This window comes from Sorangium sp. So ce302 (assembly GCF_051530145.1).
In the GTDB taxonomy this organism is placed as follows: Bacteria; Myxococcota_A; Polyangia; order Polyangiales; family Polyangiaceae; genus Sorangium; species Sorangium cellulosum_B.
Map to the genome: position 1 here is coordinate 1,892,047 of NZ_CP150326.1, position 16,968 is coordinate 1,909,014.

Sequence of the window (16,968 nt, forward strand, 5' to 3'; positions counted from 1 at the left end):
CCCGAGGGGGCGCCGCGCCTCGACTGTGGATCCCGAAACCGAGATCAGCATGAGCTACAAGCGCAAAGGAATGCGCCCCGGGGATCCGTACCCGCTCGGCGCGACATGGGACGGCGCTGGAACGCAGTTCGCCCTCTTCTCGGAGAACGCCGAGGCGGTGGACCTGTGCCTCGTCGACGACGAGGGGAACGAGCAACGCCTGCCGGTCCGTCACCGCACCTCCCTCGTCTGGCACGTCTACGTGCCGGAGGTCGGGCCGGGGCAGAAATACGCGTATCGCGTGCACGGCCCGTGGGCGCCGGAGCGGGGGTTGCGCTTCAACCCGCGGGTGCGCCTGCTCGATCCGTACGCGAAGGCGCTCGCCTCGCGGGTCCAGTGGGACGCGGGCGCGTTCGCCCACCGGAGCGGTGAGCCCGACGGCGACCTCGTCATGGCCGAGGGGGAGGCGCTCGGCGCCCCGCTCGGCGTCGTCATCGACCCGTCCTTCGACTGGGGCGGAGACCGGCGCCCGTACGTGCCGTTCCACCGCAGCGTCATCTACGAGGCGCACGTCCGCGGCATGACGATGCAGCACCCGGAGATCCCGGAGGAGCTCCGCGGGACCTACCTTGGCATCGCCCACCCGGCCATCATCGGATACCTGCGGTATCTCGGCATCACGGCCATCGAGCTCCTGCCCGTGCACGCCTTCGTTCACGAGAAATTCCTGCTCGACAAGGGGCTACGGAACTACTGGGGATACCACTCGATAGGCTTCTTCGCGCCGGACGTCGGGTACCGCGCCGGCGCCGAGGTGGCGTCGGAGGTGCGGCAGTTCAAGGAGATGGTGAAGGCGCTCCACGCCGCCGGCATCGAGGTCATCCTCGATGTCGTCTACAACCACACGGCGGAGGGCAACCACCTGGGCCCGACGCTGAGCCTGCGCGGCATCGACAACCCGACCTACTACCGCCTCGTCCCTGGCAACGAGCGCTACTATTTCGACTACACGGGCACGGGGAACACCCTCAACGTGCGTCACCCGCAGACGCTCCAGCTGATCATGGACTCCTTGCGGTACTGGGTCCTCGAGATGCACGTGGACGGGTTCCGCTTCGACCTCGCGGCGGCGCTGGCGCGCGGCCTCCACGACGTCGACCAGCTCTCGAGCTTCTTCACGATCATCCACCAGGACCCGGTGCTCAGCCAGGTGAAGCTCATCGCCGAGCCCTGGGACGTGGGCCCCGGCGGCTACCAGGTGGGCAATTTCCCGGTGCGCTGGGCCGAGTGGAACGGTCGTTATCGGGACACGCTGCGCGATTTCTGGCGCGGCTCGGGCGGCATCGCCTCCGATCTCGGGTTCCGGCTCACGGGGAGCAGCGATCTCTACGAGAACAGCGGGCGAAAGCCGTACACGAGCATCAACTTCGTCACGGCCCACGACGGCTTCACCCTGGCGGATCTCGTCTCGTACAACGAAAAGCACAACGAGGCGAACGGGGAGGGGGGCTGCGACGGCGCCGACGACAACCGCTCGTGGAACTGCGGCGTCGAGGGGCCGACCGACGACCCCGAGATCCTGAAGCTGCGGGCGCGGCAGGCGCGGAACATCATGGCGTCGCTCCTGTTCTCGCAGGGGACTCCGATGCTCCTCCACGGGGACGAGCGGGGGCGCACGCAGCAGGGGAACAACAACGGGTACTGCCAGGACAGCCCGCTCACGTGGCAGCCGTGGGACTGGGACGAGCCGTCGCGGGCGCTCCTGGAGTTCACGCGCAAATGCCTCCGCATCCGGCACGAGCACCCGGCGCTCAGGCGCTCGATCTTCTTCAAGGGGCGCCCGATCCGCGGCGGCAAGACCTACGATATCCAGTGGTATCGCCCGGACGGAGAGCTCATGTCCGACGAGGACTGGTCGAACCCGTGCACGCAGTGCCTCGGCGTGTTCCTGTCGGGGGAGGGGCTCGACGACGTGGACGAGGAGGGCGATCGGCTGATCGACGACGACTTCGTCCTGCTGCTCAACGCGTCGCCGTGCGACCTGGGCTTCCTCCTGCCCTTCGCCGATGAGCCCAGGCCGTGGCAGCTCCTCGTGGACACCCAGGACGACGCCGCCGTCGAGACGCGGAAAGGCGGCGAAGAGACGGCGCTGGCGTCGCGCTCGCTCAAGCTCTTCCTCCGCAGCCGGCGCTCTGCATGAGGGTGCAGAGGGGGGCGGAAACCGTTGTAGAGCAGGGCGCTCAGAACGCGTTGAAGGCGCCGAGGAAGAGGGGGGGGCCGGCGAACGCGGCGTCGAGGAGGGCGGCCGCCTTGGCGCTGCCCACCACGAAGCCCTGGCTCAGGAGATCGCGCGCCGAGGAGGCGCCGAAATAGATCTGCGTGAGGCGCTCGATGGAGAGCGAGAGGCGATCGCCCGCTGTGCTGCCGGGCGCCGTCTGGACGCCGCGCGCGGCGAAGGTGACGTCGAAGGCGCGCGGCGCGTCCGTGAACACCGGGTCCTCGACGTCGACGCCGATGGCGCCCCGGACGCCGTGCTTCCGCGGCGACGGGTGGAGCGCGAGCGCGGCGGCGACGTCGACGATGCGCCCCATCGCGCCCGCCGCCGTCAGGCCGAGGACGCTGCGGCGCTGCGCCGTGTGCGCGGGCGGGCACAGACCGGGGTGCCGGGCCGCCGTCTCGTACACGATCGGCTCGTCGCGGATGCCGGGCTCATCGAGCAGCGGCGCGCCCTGGCCGCGCGGGAGCGCCAGCTCCACGACCTCGTACTGATCGCCGAGCGCGCCGAGGAAGCCGATGAGCCCGCGGTAAGCGCCCGGCGTCGGCGCGTGGAGCTCGCGGACGAGCAGCTGCTGCGCGCCGTAGGCGCCGCCCTCCGGGACGTCGAAGAACAGGTAGCCGGCGATCGCCTTGGAGCCCGGATCCACGTAGACGGCGCCGCTCGGAGAGCGCTTGAAGACGCGCACGTCCCACCAGTAGTCGCTCCGCTTCAGCTGCCCGGTCGTCTCGGCCCGCGCGACGTCGTAGGCCTGCTTGATGAGCGGCTCGTCCCGCGGGCGGGAGAAGGCCCGCACGTGGCGGCGCAGCACCGAGTCCGGGAGCCGATCGGGAGAGGTGCGCACGACGTCCCGGAGCTCGCAGACGCCGAAGCCGAACCGCCGGTAGAACGAGAGCCGGAAAGGGTGGAGCAGGGTGAGCGCCTCGCCCCGGCGGCGCATGCGGCGGAGGCTCTCGCGGACGAGCCGATCCGCGATGCCCCGGCGGCGGAACTCCGGCAGCACCGCGACGGACGAGAGGCCCTGGAACGGCACGTCCGCGCCCGCGAAGCTCATCGTCAGGTCGAGCGAGGCGACGTACCCGACGAGCTGGCCGTCGGTCTCCGCGACGATCACGTTGTCGAGGGCGAGGTGCGCGTGCTCGGTGAAATACCGCAGCCACGCCTCTGGATCACCCGCCTGGAACGCGCGGTAGGCGACCGTCGCGAGGGTGCCCTCCTCGCCCTTGCGGGCGCTGCGAAACACGAGCTCATGGTTGGAACGGCTCGGGGTGCGGGTGCGCGCCATGCCGGTCAATCTACCCTGGGAGGCGCGCTCCCTGGGCCCGGCGGCCCTTCGGCGGCCCGGTGAAGCGCTTCGGACATCTCCTCGGCCGATCCGAAGCGGCCGGACGGCTCACGGGCAAGCGCCTTGACGAACCACGCGTCGAGGGCGGGCGTGATCTCGGCGCAACGCTGGCTCGGAGGCGAGAAGGTGCCGAGCCGGATGGCGCCGAGGAGGGCCTCGATCCCCTTCTGCTCGAACGGCGGCGCGCCGGTGAGCGCGTGGTACGCCATGATGCCCACGGACCAGAGATCCGAGCGGCCGTCGACCAGCTTCGGGTTGAAGAACTGCTCCGGGCTCATATAAACGAGGCTGCCGACCACCGCGCCCGTGTTCGTCAGCGTGGTCCCATCCGGGTCGACATCCCCCCTGGCCACCCCGAAATCGAGCAGCTTGACGCAGGTGCCTCCGCCGGTGTCGGCGAGGAAGACGTGCTCTGGCGTGATGTCCCGGTGAATGACGCCGAGCTTGTGCGCCGCGGTGAGCCCCGTGCAGAGCTGCGAGACGAGCGCGAGCGTCTCCTCCAGGGGGAGTCGCCCGGCGCGCGCTAGCCGGTCGGACAGCTCCTCGCCCCGCAGCAGCTCCATCACGATGTACGAGAGACCGTTGGCGGCGACGCCGTGCTCGTACACCTCGGCCACGTGAGGGCTCTTGATCCTCGCCATGAGCGCGCCTTCGCGGTGGAACCGGGCGACCGCGGTCGCATCGGTCGCGAGCGACGCAGAGATGAACTTGACGGCGACCTCCTTGCCGAGCCCGAGGTGATGCGCCGTCCAGATGCTGCCGACGCCTCCCATCCGGAGGAGGGTGTCGAGCGTCAGGTGCGGCGCTACGTGGGAACCAGGCTCAAGCCGCATAGACAGTCAGTATGAATGATGCTCGCACCAGTGCACGTTTCTCTCTCTGTCCATCGGGCGGGCGGCCGGCTCAATACAGTCCATCGGGTGGTCGCCCATCGGACATGAACTTCTTGGCCACAGCCGCGATCCGGCGCGCGGAGAGCTCCGGCCGGACGGGGACGACGTGGGTGAGCAGCGCCGCGAGGTACGCGCCGTCGGGCTGAGGATCGGACGACTCGAGCCGCTCCAGCGCCTCGAGCGTCTTCACCGCGTGCGCCGTGAAGATGGGCCTCACCGCGGCGTCGAACGCGGCGAAGGGGGCGAGCTCGGCGAACGCGCGCCGGCGACCCGCGGCGTCGAGCTCCCGCGCGATCGCGAGCGCCGCGCCGACGTCGCGCGCCTCCACCGCCTGGAGCAGCCCGCCGCCTCGCGCGCGGGTAGCCGCCGTCGTAGCGGACGCGTGCGGCGCGGCGGCGTCCGCCTTGCGGAGCTTGCCGACGAAGCCGGCCGCGAGCACCGCAAGCTGCGCGGCCTCGCGCGGGAGGGCCTCGCGCCCGAGCGCCGCCGCCGCCTCCGCGAAGGTGACGGCGTGCGTGACGTCGAGCACCCCGACCTCGGCGTCGAGGCGCGCTTCCCAGGCCGAGTCGAAGCGCGCGAGGCGGACGGCGGCGGCGTGGCCGATCGCGCCGAGCAGCGCGAGCGGCCCGGCGCCGCGCGCGAGCCAGCGCACGGTCGCCTCGACGGCCGGCTGCTCTCCGGCGAGCACCTCGGCCTCGAAGGCGGCGCGCTCCGCGCCCTCGAGCGGCGCGGCGTCCGGGCGCGTGGCCGCCGCGGCGCTGTCGGGGCCAGGCAGGGGCAGATCGGCGAGGCGCGCGAGCGCGGCGCGCGTGGCGGTGAAGGGGGGCAGGCTGGTGTCGGCGGTCGCCCAGGCGAGCTGCACCGTGGAGGCGGCGAGGACCTCGTCGGCGGCGGACGAGAACCGCTCGGCCAGCTCGAGCGCCTTCGAGAGGAAGATGGCGCCGTGCCCGTAGTCGTACAGGTGCTGCGCGACGAAGGGCATGAGCGCGCGGCGCGCGCCGGCCGTGCCGCGGATCTCGACGAGCTCGCGCATCCGCGCCTCGGCCTCGTCGCGGCGCTCCGCCGCGAGCGCCTCGCTCACCTTCGCCGGCTCGTCGAGCTCGAAGTCGGCGATGCGCGCGAGGGGCGAGCGCGCCCCCACCTTGCCGGGGCCCTTGCCGCGGGGCCCCAGCCGGGCCGACGCCTCGCCGATCGCGTGGGCGGCGACCACGAACGCCTCCTCGGCCGGGATCCTGCCGCGCTCGACCCAGGCGCAGAGGTCCGCGAGCAGGGCGAGGCCGTGGTCGAAGCCGTACTCGGCGCGCTCCGCCCCGTCCCTGGTGAGCACCTCGAACGCGAGGTGCAGGCTGCCGAGGCCGGTCTCCCCCCGGTGGAGCCCGAGCGCGCCCAGCCGGAGGCCCTCGCGCAGCGCGCGCGCCGGCTCGTCGCGCAGGATCGCCTCGCGCAGGCCGGCGACGAGGCGCCGCACCTCGGCCGCTGTGTCGACGGCCCGGTTGAGCTGGACGCGCCCGCCGTCGACGCGGGTGGCGTAGCGCCGCACGGGCTCGCCGCCGAACGTGCAGGCGCCCGAGGCGAGCTCGAACTTCCAGTTGTGCCACGCGCAGGTCAGCACGCCGCCGCGCAGCGCGCCCTGCGACAGCGGGTAACCCTGGTGCGGGCAGCGATCGTCGAGCGCGTGGACCTCGCCGCCACGGAGGACGCAGGCGAAGCGCCGCCCCGTGTCGTCCTTGCGCAGCACGGGCACCTCCGCCGGAAATTCGGAGAGGGGGCCCAGATCGATCCAGTCCGACTTCATGGCTTCTCCGCGCGGCGGCGCGCGCCGCGGTGGGTACGCGGCGCGCGTCGTGAGAGCGACGCGCATCGTAGCCGAGAGCGGGGCGGGGAGGGGCCACGAACGGGGCCGCCGCGAAAAGTTCCCTGTCCGGACCCGCGCCGCTCGTTCACCCCTTCACGCAGAGGACCTGCCGCAGCTCGGCGACGACCTCCACGAGATCGCGCTGGTCTTCCATGACGCGCTCGATCGGCTTGTAGGCGGAGGGGATCTCGTCGAGGACACCGCCATCCTTGCGGCACTCGACCCCGGCCGTCTGCGCGGCCAGGTCGTCGACCGTGAAGCGCCGCTTCGCCTCGCCGCGGCTCATCTTGCGCCCCGCGCCATGCGAGGCGCTCTCGAACGCCTCGGGGTTGCCGAGGCCGCGGACGATGTACGAGCGCGTGCCCATCGAGCCGGGGATGATGCCAAGCTCGCCCTTGCCCGCCCGGATCGCGCCCTTGCGCGTCACCAGCACGTCTTCACCGAAATGACACTCTTCTGCCACGTAGTTGTGATGGCAAGTGATGGCTTCCTGGATCGCGAGCACGGGGAAGTGCCGACGGAGCACGCCCTCGGCGAGGTGGAACATGGCCTCCCGGTTCGTCCGCGCGTACCGCTGCGCCCAGAAGAGGTCGTGCCGGTAGGCCTTCATCTCCGGGGTGCCGGCGAGGAACACCGCGAGATCGCGATCGGGCAGGTCGCGGTTGTGGGCGAGCTTCTTCGCCGTGGCGATGTGGATCTCGGCGAGCTCCTTGCCGATGTTGCGAGAGCCGGAGTGGAGCATCAGCCACACGCCGCCGTCCGTGTCGAGGCAGAGCTCGATGAAGTGGTTGCCGCCCCCCAGCGTGCCGAGCTGACAGCGCGCCCGCGTGAACAGCCCCTGGACCTTCGGGCTCAGGCTCGCGAACTCGTCCCAGAGCGCGAGGCGCTCGAACCCCTCCGGCGGGGCGTCGTGGGCGGCGAACCCGACGGGGATCGCCCGCTCGAGGTCGCTGCGGATCCGCCGGAGGTCGTCGGGCAGATCGGCCGCGGTGAGGTTCGTGCGGAGCGCGCCCATCCCGCAGCCGATGTCGACGCCGACGGCGGCCGGCGCGACCGCGTCCCGCATCGCGATGACCGAGCCGACGGTCGCGCCCTTGCCGAAGTGGACGTCGGGCATGGCGGCGACGTGGTGGAACACCCAGGGCAGGGCGCTGATGTTCCGCAGCTGCTCCAGCGCGATCCCCTCGACCTCGTCCGGCCGGGTCCACAGCTTGATGTCCACGTTCTTGCCCTTGATCTGCGCGGGTCCCATGCGGGCAGAATAGCGCGGGGCGCGCGCAGGCGAACAGCGAGGGACGCATGCGGCCGAATCGCGAGGGCGCGGGCGGGCGATCGCGAGGCGCGCGGCTACCCCGTTCGGCCTTGCGGGGCCTCTGGGTTCTTGATACGCGTCGAAATCGCTGCTTCCGGGGTCCTTGTTCATGCCGTCTGCTCGCGCGCTCTCCATCGCAACCCTGGCGATCTTTGCCGCTCTGTCGTGTGGGGCCACGAGCGGTTGTGACGGCTGCAAGCCGAGCGAGGACCCTGCGGCCGGGAAGCCCGCCGCCGCGGCTTCCGCGACGGTCAGCGCCGCGGAAGGTGCGGAAGGTGCGGAAGGTGCGGAAGGTGCGGAAGGTAGACCGCGCGCCCTGCCCGCCGGCGACGACCGCTTCGCGGCCCAGATCGCGGCGAACCTACCCCGGGTGCCCGATCCGGCGATCCAGGCCCCGGAGGGCGGGAGCGCGGGCGCCGAGCTCGACAATGGCACCTTCCGCGATCGCGCCGTCGCCTTCGTCCGCCAGGTGGCAGCGGGCGGTGACAAGGTGACGTGCGATCTCGCCCTCTCGTCCAAACGCCCCTTCCGCGCTGTCGTGATGGGCTTTCAGGAGGGGAAGCAGATCGCCCGCGGGGAGGCGTCGGACGCGGGGCTCTGCGTCGCGCTGAAGGACGCCGCGCGCAGGGCCGTGGCCGCGGCGGGCGGCGCGCGCGAGGCGCTCGCGGGCGCGCGGCTGGTCGTGGAGCTTCCGGATCATCACGAGTCGATGGTGGAGAGCGTCGAGCGCCCGGGGAAGGGCGTCGAGCTCGTCGAGGGGCTCGTGCCGGTGCGCGTCCTCGACAAGCCCCTCCTCGCGCGGCGCATCGAGGATGGCAAAGGCTATCTCCTGCGCGTCATCGATCCGCGGCACAAGGGGGTTCACAAGTACTACCACGCCCCCGCGGACCGGTTCGAGCGCGAGCTGCACACGATCTACACCGCGTCCACGGCGCTGACGCTGCTGAAGCTGCACGCCTACAAGCCCGACGAGCGCCTGCTGCGGCTGGCGACGGAGGCCGCCGGCTTCATGATGGGCATGCAGAGCCGCGAGGCGCGCGATCGCACGGCCGGCGGCTTCTTCTATGCGTTCGACCTGGAGCGCGAGCGGCCCGAGCGCCGGCTGGTCGTCGGCACGGCGTCGAAGTCGATCTTCACGCTCCTCGAGCTCCACGGCGTCACGAAGGACAAGAGGTACCTCGAGTCCGCCGTGCTCGCGGCCGAGTGGCTGATCTCGATGCAGCGGCCGGACGGCAGCGTGCGCTCGGCCCTGACCGGGCAGGAGGGCGGGGCGTGGAAGGTCCAGGGCAAGGACTCGACGCTCTACACGGGGCAGGTCCTCTCCGCCCTGTCACGCACCTACCGGGCCACGAACAACAAGAAGTACCTCGACGCCGCGGCCCGGACCGCGGACTACCTGCTCGCCAGGATCGCGGAGAAGGGGTGTTTCCTCGGCGACGATTACAGGAAGCCCAACCCGATCTCGAGCTCGTGGGCGGTCCAATCGCTGCTCGACTTCGCGAAGGCCGGCGGCGACCAGCGCGTCGAGCAGACCGTCTTCCGCTGCGCCGACGACCTCGTGAAGCGGCAGTGGCGCAGGCCCGAGGACGCCTACCGCTACGGCCGCTGGCAGCGGTCGCTGTCGAGCAGCGGGAGCGGCTGGCTCGCCGAGGTGATGTCGGAGGTGTACCACCACTGCCGGAAGAAGGGCATGGAGGGCTGCGATCGGTACAAGGACGCGGTGGTCGCCGCGATCCGGTTGCTCTTGCAGTACACTTACGGTCCGGAGAGCTCCTTCGTGGTGAAGAACCCGCAGGCGGCCGCCGGCGGGGTGTTCTGGAGCGTCAGGGATCGTTATGTGCGCACCGACTCGGTGTGCCACGCGATGAACGCGTACCTCAACATGATCGGCGAGCTCGGCGACGGCCCGCTGCTCACGCTGCCCGAGCGGCCCCTCGCCGAGCGGATGGCGCTCGCGGCGGAGGCGCCGGGCGCGGCGGACGCGGGGCTCCCCGAGGACGAGGGCGAGGAGGCCGCCGCGGGGCAGTCCGGGCCGAAGGGCGAGGACGCGGACGACTGAAACGAATCGACGTGGTTCCAGGAGAACTCCCCATGGCTCAGGTGAAGATTTACGGAATCAAGGAGAAGCTCAATCCGGTGAAGGAGGCCCTGTCGAGGGTGATCCACGCCTGCGTCATGGAGGCGCTGCAGATGCCGCAGGACAAGCGGGCGCATCGCTTCTTCCCGATGGAGCGCGAGGACATGCTGGCGCCGGGCGGGCGCACCGACGCCTATACGATCATCGAGATCTCGATGATCACCGGGCGCAGCGTGGAGACGAAGAAGAAGCTCGTGCGGCTCCTGTTCGACAAGATCCGGGACGAGGTCGGGATCGACCACCAGGACATCGAGATCTGTATCTCGGAGTCGCCCGCCCACGACTGGGGGTTTCGGGGGATGCATGGCGACGAGGTCAAGCTGAACTACAAGATCAACCTCTAGCGTCCGGGCGCTCGCGGGCCGGGCGCCGGCGCGGCTCCGGCGGTCAGCGCGGCAGCACGGCCACGATGCGCAGCGGCCCGCCGGAGCCGGCGCGAATCTTCATCGGAAGCGCGATGACGAGCGCGCCTCGCGGGGGCAGCGACTCCATCGAGGCGACGTTCTCGAACGCCGGGATATCCGCCCCGAGCAGCGCCCGATGCGCCATGAAGCTCCTCGATGGGCCGTGATCGATGCTCGCCGTGTCGATGCCCACCGCCCCCACGTTCCGCTCGATGAGCGCCCGGGCGGCGTCCTCGCCGATACCCGGAAAATGCAGCGCTTCGGCGTGGCCAGGTCGATCGTCGCCGAGGTAACGCTTCTTGTCAGGCCAGCGCGCGCCCCAGCCCGTCCGGATCATCACGATGGTGAGCGGCTCGATGGCGCCGTGCGCCCGCTCGAACGCCTCGATGTCCGCCGGGGTCACGAGGTAGTCGCTGTCCCTGGCCGCGGCGGCCGACACGTCCACCACCACCGCGGAGCCCACGAGGCGGGACAGGGGCACGGCGTCCGCGGTCGATTTGCCCTCGGCGAAGTGGATGGGCGCGTCGAGGTGCGTGCCGCCATGCTCAGGCGCGCAGAGCGTGTACGCCGAGTAGAAATAGCCGCCCTCGGTCTTGCCGTGGTGCACCGTACCGTGGGTGAATCCCGTCGTTGCCGTGGGCCAGTAGATGGTCTTGTCGTCGAAGGGATAGGTCAGGTCGACGAGCCGCGCGCCCTCGGGCAGGCGGATCTCGCTCGCGCCAGCGCCTCTTGGGGTGTTGCCCCGCGCTCCCGCCTGCTCCGCCGCGCAGCCCGCCGAGACCGCGGCGAGCACGAGTATCGTCGTGATCAACGTTCGCATCGAGCCCCTCCTGGCCGGCCATGCGACCGGCCGCGTGAGATGATTCTGTCACCGGCCTCGCGCCGGGGCATCGCTCCTGACGTCGCGCGCGGGAGAGAGTAACGCGGGCAAGAGCGCAGGGAGCGACGAGGACGGGAGCGAGGTGAGCAGCAGGCGATCGCGGCGCTGCTCGGTCGGCTCTATCTTGGCGGAGCCCCGCGGCTCGTGCGGCCGCGACCCGCACCCGCCATGGCGCCGCCACCTGCCTGACGCCAGGCCACACCCTGAATTCCGCTGATTTCGGCCGCCTGCGCCCCTGGTACGCGCGCTGCCATGGACACCGCGCATGGGAGACGCCGACATCACGCTTCGCCACCTCGCCCGGAGGCGCCCTGAGGACCTTGTGCGCGCCCTCGTTCCGGAGGGCCGTCCCGTCGAGGTCCTCGGCTGGGTCGACAGCCAGATCACGAACATCGAGCGTCGCCTCGACAAGGCCATTCGCTTGCGGATCGACGGCGAGCCGCGCGTGCTGCACGTCGAGTTCTGCTTCGCGCTCCGCGACGACGTTCCGGATCGCCTCTTCGAGTACCTCGGCTTCCTCTTCGCCGCGCTCCGCCTCGATGCCCACGGGGAGGCGGTGCCGCCGATCGAGAGCGTCGCCGTCGTCCTGTCGGGCCGTAGGCGGCGACTGCCGACGACGGGCAAACGCTGCATCGCGTGGCCGGGGCGGCCGTTCAGCGGCGCGCACTTCCGCATCGACGCCGTCTACCAGCGCACGGTGTCCGAGCTGCGGGCGCGTGGCAGCGTGCTCTGGCTGGTGTTCGCGCCTCTCGCCCGGAACGCGACCCTGGCGGCGCTGAGGCAGATCGTCGCGGAGATCCATACGGGGGCGGCCACCGCCGAGGAGCGGGCCGAGCTGTACACGGCGCTCCTGGTGATGGCCACCATCGATCCCTGGGAGCATAATCTGCTGAAGGAGCTCGTCATGATGGTGGAGGACAAGGAAGAGGGGCTGCTCCGGCGCACGCCGATCATCGGGGAGATGATCATCGAGGCCGAGCGACGCGGCGAGGAGCGCGGGGAGCGACGCGGCGAGGAGCGCGGGGAGCGACGCGGCGAGGAGCGCGGGGAGCGACGCGGCGAGGAGCGCGGGGAGCGACGCGGTGAGGAGCGAGGCAAGCAGCAGGCGATCGCGGAGCTGCTCGGTCGGCTCTTCACCCGGCGGCTCGGGCGGCGACCGACGGCCGAAGAAGAGCGCTCGATCATCGAGCGAGCCCGCGCCATCGGTCCGGGTGAGGTCGAGGATGCCTTGCTCGATCTGGAGGCCGACGCGCTGGTGCGCTGGCTCGCGGAGCCGCTCCGCACGTCGTGAGCTCCGCGGGAGGATGGTTCTCCGCGCGCGTGATCGCAGCGATTCGATCCAGGTAGGCGCAGCCGCCGCACAGGAGCCGCAGCGGCGCGGCCCAGGTCGGGAGCGACCGTCGACCCGAGCGGCTCGGCCATCCGCGCGGGCGGCGGTCAGCCGCTCCGGCGGGGCGCCCGCTTCTTGGCTCCGGCGTGCGAGCTCCTGGACTCCCTCGGTCGCGGCGCCCCTTCGAGCTCCGCTTCAAGCCCCTTGAGGATCAGCGCCAGTCCATACCGGAACCGCGCGTCCGTGTCGGTGCTCAGGAGGTGCGGGAGCGCCGCCGCGAGGTGCGGGTAAGCTCCTCGCTCCACCGCCTCGCGGAAGAGCGCAGGATCGGCCTTGCCGGGGTCCGCTCCCGGGCGGACCACGAGGGCCTGCTCCTCGAGGGTGAAGCCGATCACGTAGTACACGATCGACCAGCACCCCCACGCCGCGGCGCGCGGGGAGAGACCGGCGCCGCTCAAGGCGCCGAGCAGCACCTCCGAGACCCGCAGCGTGTTGTCCTGCGCAACGTAGGTCCCCGCGAACACCCGCGCCCCATCGCGGTGCGCGAGGAGCGCCCTGCGGAGCCGCTCGGCCATGTCCGCCGCGAGCTCCATCCCCGAGAGCGCTGCCGGCGCGCTCTCCGCGCAGCCCGCCAGCATGGCCTCCGCCATCGCGTCGAGCAGCTCCTCCTTGTTCTTGATGTGCCAGTAGAGCGTCGCCGCCTGGACATCCAGCTCCTGCCCGAGCCGGCGCATCGTCAGCGCGTCGAGCCCGACGTCGTTCAAGAGGCGCAGCGCCGTCGCGACGACCTGCTCACGTCGTAGTCGCATCGCCGGCCCTTCCCTCGTTCGCGCCCGGAAGTCGAAGCACGGCCTTGACTCTAACATCGTTCAATTTACTCTAACGTTGTTAGAGTTTGGGACGAGGAGGTTTCAGTGTCGACGAAAAATGATGTTGTGGTGGTTGGGGGTGGCCCCGTAGGGATGTTGCTGGCCTCGGAGCTCGCGCTCGCGAAGCTCCGGGTCCGTGTGCTGGAGCAGCGGCGGACGCGCACCGAGCAATCGCGCGCGCTCACGGTGCACCCGAGGACGCTGGAAATCCTCGATCAGCGCGGGATCGTGGACCGCTTCCAGCGCCGGGGCGTGCCGGTGCCGGCAGGGCATTTCGCGTGGCTCGACACGCCGCTCGATTTCTCGCGCCTCGATACGCGGCACCCGTACACGCTGTGGCTGGCCCAGGCGCAGACAGAGGCGCTCCTGGAGGAGCGGGCCCGCGAGCTGGGCGTCGAGATCCAGCGCGGTCGCTCGGTCGTCGAGGTCGCGGAGAGGGGAGGCGAGGTCGCGCTGCGGGTCGAAGGCCCCGCGGGGCAGGCCGAGGAGCGCGCGCATTACGTGGTGGGGTGCGACGGGGCGAGGAGCGTCGTACGACGCTCGATCGGCGTCGGGTTTCCGGGCACGGAGACGACGGTGACGGCCATCCTGGGCGACGTGGAGCTCGACGAGCCCCCGGCCAGGCCGTTCAGGCACACGGGCTCGCGCGGCTCCGTGCTGGCGGCCCCGCTTCCACCCGGCGATCACGAGGGCGTCTATCGCTTCGTCGTGTTCGATCCGCAACGGGCGCACGTGAGCACGTCCGAGCCGGTCACGCTCGAGGAGCTGCAGAGCGGCGTCGCGCGGATCGTCGGAAGGGACTTCCGGATGCGCAATCCACGCTGGCTGTCGCGCTTTGGCAATGCGACGCGGGTCGCCGAGCGGTACCGGCGCGGGCGGGTCCTCCTCGCGGGCGACGCGGCGCACATCCACTTTCCCGCCGGCGGCCAAGGGCTCAACGTCGGGCTGCAAGACGCGATGAATCTCGGCTGGAAGCTCGCGGCCGAGGTGAACGGTTGGGCGCCGCCCCACCTCCTGGACAGCTATCATGCCGAGCGTCACCCCGTGGGCGTGGCCCTGGGGCGCAACACGGAGATTCAGACCAAGCTCGGCGACTTCTCGGAAGCGGGGCTGGCGCTCCGCCAGATGATGAGCGAGCTGCTCGCCATGGATCCCGTCAATCGGCGGATCTCCGAGATGATCAGCGCGCTCGACGTCGCGTATCAGGCCGGCGGGGCAGCGGAGGCGCACCCCTGGGTCGGTAGGCGGGCGCCCGATCGCGCGCTCGTGACGGACTCCGGCGCTTCGCGGCTGTACGAGCTGCTCCACACGGCCCGGTTCGTCCTGCTCGACCTCTCCGGCGCGGTCGATCTCCGGGAGGCAGGCGCGGCGTGGGGCGATCGCGTCGACGTCGTCCGCGCGACGGCCGCCCCGGAGAGCGATCTCGCCGCCGTCGATGCGGTCCTGGTGAGGCCGGACGGGCACGTCGCGTGGGCGAGCGACGCTGCGCGACGGGCGACGCGCCTCGCCGATCTGAGGAGCGCGCTCGCGTCCTGGTGCGGGCCCGCGTGAGGCCGCGAGGGTGCGCTCACACCTTGGGCTCGGAAGAGGTGGAGACGGTGGAGCACCGGCGCTCGTTCGCCCGTTTGCGCGTTCAGCGCCCGCACGCCCCTGGATTCCGCCTGGCGCGCCCCGACGCGAAGCGCTAGCGTCTGGCCAGGGTGCGCAGGGGCGCCCTCCCCGCCGGAAAGAAGCCTTTCACCCTGCGACGCGACGACCGCGAGCCACCTCGCACCGTCATGACCACGTCGACATCCTCGGGCCGAGGGAGCGGGTAGCGGCCGATTCGAGAGGAGACGTCCATGATGGATCCCGTTCGCGAGCTGAAGACCCGCGCTGAGCTGCTGCACAAGCAGCTCGCGTCGAACGACGCCAAGGCGCTCTTGCGCCTGCGCGCGCTGCCCGAGCTCGGGCGCGCCGACGAGGCCGCGCTCGCCGCGGCCGCTCCTGGCGTCCGCCGGAAGCACTGCCTCGCGGTGGTCGCGCGCGAGTGCGGCTTCTCGAGCTGGGAGCGCGCGCGCATTGCCCTCGCGGGAGAGCCCGGCGCGCCCGAGCTCGGGGCGCTGCTCTACGGCCGGGATGGCGGCGTGCTGCACCACTGGTTCGCGACCTACGAGGAGGCGCGCGCCCACGTCGAGGCGCTGCCAGAGGCGTCGCGCGGCTATCTCCTCGCGTACAAACACCACTTCTTCGTCGCCGATCGCGCGTTCGTCGCGTCGCTCGGGCTCGATCCCGACGACCCGGACTGGCAGGCGATCGGGTGGGACTGGGCACGGCCCGCCGATCTCGCCGCGCGGAGCCGCCTCTACGCAAAGCGGCTCGCCTCGATGCGGGGGTGGGCATGAGCGCCCCGGAGCTGCACCCGGACCTCATCGCCGCGCTCGAGGCTGCTTTCCCGGGGCGCCCGGTCCAGGACGTGACCTCGCTCTCCGGCGGGTTCTCCGGCGCCGCGCTGATCGCGTTCGTCGTCGACGGCGCGCCGTACGTCGCGAAGCGCTTCGCGCTCGATCCGAGCGATCCGGAGCGCCCCGCGCGCGAGAGCGCGTGCATGCGCATCGCGTCCGAGCGCGGCGTCGCGCCGCGCCTGCACCACGCGGACGCGCGGACGGGCGTGACGATCATGGACCGCATCGCGGGGACACAGCTCCGCCCGACGCGCGATCCGGCGCAGATCGAGCGGGTCGCGGCGGCGTTGCGGCGGCTCCACGACGGTCCGCCGTTCCCGCGCAGCCCGTCGCGCATGGCCTTCCTGCGCTCCCTCGACGCGCAGTGCGCGGCGCTCGCAGGAGCAGGCCTGCCAGCCGAGCTCGTGCGCACGGTCGTCGAGCTCGAGCGTGTGAGCGCGCCGCACGCGCACGCCGCCGCGTGTCATCGCGACCTCAACCCGAACAACGTGCTCGTGGCGGCCGAGCGCGTGTACTTCGTCGACTGGACCCACGCGGGCGCGGGAGATCCATTCATCGATCTCGCGCAGCTCGGTGTCTTTGCGTATCCGCGGCCCGAGCAGCGCGAGGCGCTGCTCGAGGCGTACCTGGGGAGGCCCGCGAGCGACGACGAGCGCGCGCGGGCGGGCCTTGCGCGCGCCATCGCGCTCGCCTTCTACGCCGCGAGCTTCTTCTTCGGGGCAGCGCGCCTCGGCGGGCCGCCTCCTGAAGACGACGCGTCTCGCCCGCTCGCGGAGGTCCTCGCCGCGTTCGGCGCCGCGCCGGAGCGAACGCACCCCGGCGTCGTCGCCGCCGCCCTCCTGCGCGAGATGCGGCAGGAAGCCGGGGCGCTCGACGTCCTGCGCGGCTGGCCATGACGTCACGCTGACGGCGTGGGGCGCGGACCCCTGGCAAGGATCGCGGCCCACCTCGGTGCTGCCCAGCGAGCTCCGCGGCCCGCGGTGACGCTGCCAGTCGCGCCGCGACCCGGCGGCTGCGCAGCACGACAGCAGTACATCCAGGGAGACGCGGAGTCCCCTTGTGGGGACTCCTCCCCTTCTCCTCGGGTGAAGCGGGCTCGAACGGCCTGAGCTCGAGGTGCGCGCCACAGGCGTTCTGGCGTCGAAGGAACAATGACGCTTCTCCGTTCACCAAGACCAGGGGCGCAGCGAGGCGAGGTCCATCGGGCGGCGGCGCGTGGGATTGCGATGATTGCGCCCGGTGCAT

General features: G+C 71.6%; 13 protein-coding genes. 7 read left to right on the forward strand and 6 right to left on the reverse strand.

The annotated features are described in order from the left end of the window. Positions 1–49: 49 nt before the first annotated feature. Complete coding sequence (gene glgX, locus WME73_RS07280; RefSeq protein ID WP_437915212.1) at positions 50–2,179, forward strand: glycogen debranching protein GlgX; 2,130 nt, start codon at positions 50–52, stop codon at positions 2,177–2,179. A gap of 40 nt (positions 2,180–2,219) precedes the next feature. Here glgX and WME73_RS07285 read toward each other — a convergent pair whose 3' ends face one another. From WME73_RS07285 to WME73_RS07300, 4 genes are all read right to left on the reverse strand, one after another. After that, a complete protein-coding gene (locus tag WME73_RS07285) occupies positions 2,220–3,539 on the reverse strand; it encodes a GNAT family N-acetyltransferase (protein WP_437744758.1) in 1,320 nt (439 codons plus the stop codon). A gap of 5 nt (positions 3,540–3,544) precedes the next feature. Further along, positions 3,545–4,432 (reverse strand): serine/threonine-protein kinase, encoded by an 888-nt coding sequence (locus WME73_RS07290; protein WP_437744759.1) that lies wholly within the window; start codon positions 4,430–4,432, stop codon positions 3,545–3,547. Positions 4,433–4,502: 70 nt separating this feature from the next. Beyond that, positions 4,503–6,287: a Rieske 2Fe-2S domain-containing protein gene (locus tag WME73_RS07295; RefSeq protein ID WP_437915214.1), complete on the reverse strand. Its 1,785-nt coding sequence runs from the start codon at positions 6,285–6,287 to the stop codon at positions 4,503–4,505. 145 nt (positions 6,288–6,432) lie between these two features. After that, positions 6,433–7,599, reverse strand: a complete 1,167-nt coding sequence (locus WME73_RS07300; protein WP_437915215.1) for an RtcB family protein — start codon at positions 7,597–7,599, stop codon at positions 6,433–6,435. A gap of 169 nt (positions 7,600–7,768) precedes the next feature. Between WME73_RS07300 and WME73_RS07305 the strand changes: the two genes are divergently transcribed. After that, positions 7,769–9,718: a D-glucuronyl C5-epimerase family protein gene (locus WME73_RS07305; protein ID WP_437915216.1), complete on the forward strand. Its 1,950-nt coding sequence runs from the start codon at positions 7,769–7,771 to the stop codon at positions 9,716–9,718. Between the two features lie 32 nt (positions 9,719–9,750). After that, complete coding sequence (locus WME73_RS07310) at positions 9,751–10,140, forward strand: tautomerase family protein (protein WP_437550482.1); 390 nt, start codon at positions 9,751–9,753, stop codon at positions 10,138–10,140. Positions 10,141–10,183: 43 nt separating this feature from the next. On the opposite strand, the gene WME73_RS07315 is transcribed toward WME73_RS07310, so the two are convergent. Next, complete coding sequence (locus tag WME73_RS07315; RefSeq protein ID WP_437744763.1) at positions 10,184–11,020, reverse strand: cyclase family protein; 837 nt, start codon at positions 11,018–11,020, stop codon at positions 10,184–10,186. 325 nt (positions 11,021–11,345) lie between these two features. On the opposite strand from WME73_RS07315, the gene WME73_RS07320 reads away from it, so the two are divergent. Next, positions 11,346–12,371, forward strand: coding sequence for a hypothetical protein (locus WME73_RS07320; protein ID WP_437744764.1), 1,026 nt, complete (start codon positions 11,346–11,348; stop codon positions 12,369–12,371). Between the two features lie 146 nt (positions 12,372–12,517). Here the strand turns inward: WME73_RS07320 and WME73_RS07325 are convergent, their stop codons facing one another. After that, positions 12,518–13,219 (reverse strand): TetR/AcrR family transcriptional regulator C-terminal domain-containing protein, encoded by a 702-nt coding sequence (locus WME73_RS07325; RefSeq protein ID WP_437915217.1) that lies wholly within the window; start codon positions 13,217–13,219, stop codon positions 12,518–12,520. Between the two features lie 129 nt (positions 13,220–13,348). On the opposite strand from WME73_RS07325, the gene WME73_RS07330 reads away from it, so the two are divergent. From WME73_RS07330 to WME73_RS07340, 3 genes are all read left to right on the forward strand, one after another. Beyond that, positions 13,349–14,830, forward strand: coding sequence for an FAD-dependent monooxygenase (locus WME73_RS07330; RefSeq protein WP_437917362.1), 1,482 nt, complete (start codon positions 13,349–13,351; stop codon positions 14,828–14,830). Between the two features lie 290 nt (positions 14,831–15,120). Beyond that, the gene (locus WME73_RS07335) at positions 15,121–15,663 is read left to right on the forward strand and encodes a hypothetical protein (RefSeq protein WP_437744767.1); all 543 of its coding nucleotides are present in this window, start codon (positions 15,121–15,123) and stop codon (positions 15,661–15,663) included. Continuing rightward, positions 15,660–16,619: an aminoglycoside phosphotransferase family protein gene (locus WME73_RS07340; RefSeq protein WP_437744768.1), complete on the forward strand. Its 960-nt coding sequence runs from the start codon at positions 15,660–15,662 to the stop codon at positions 16,617–16,619. Before WME73_RS07335 ends, WME73_RS07340 begins: the two co-directional genes overlap by 4 nt. Positions 16,620–16,968 lie beyond the last annotated feature (349 nt).